Origin of the sequence: Photorhabdus bodei (genome assembly GCF_003287735.1) — a bacterium.
GTDB classification, from domain to species: Bacteria; Pseudomonadota; Gammaproteobacteria; order Enterobacterales; family Enterobacteriaceae; genus Photorhabdus; species Photorhabdus kayaii.
The window spans coordinates 1-256 of the sequence record NZ_NSCM01000171.1 but is presented as its reverse complement, the minus strand read 5'-3'; the positions used below and the strand labels follow the sequence as shown (position 1 = coordinate 256).

At 62.5% G+C, this 256-nt stretch carries 1 pseudogene; it reads right to left on the bottom strand.

The features are described from left to right. Positions 1–256 (bottom strand): annotated as a pseudogene (locus tag CKY02_RS23305) (hypothetical protein); the annotation flags it as partial.

Here is a 256-nt window from a genome sequence, read left to right as displayed (position 1 = left end):
TCCGGCAGGTTTTTCGCCCGCTGCTGGACGTCGAAAATCGGGTCGCCGTTATGCTGTTCCAGCCGCTGCTGAACGGCGCTCAGGGCGGCTTTCCCCGGGACCGGGGCGTTCTGAATGCCCAGCAGGTACCGGTGCAGCGCCACCAGTTTCTGGTAAACCTCCTGTAAGGTACTGTTTTTGTCACCATACTCCACCAGCACCGCGGTTTCCGGCGCGAATTCCCGGTGAATACGCGCCCGCAGGCGGTAATCCGGGG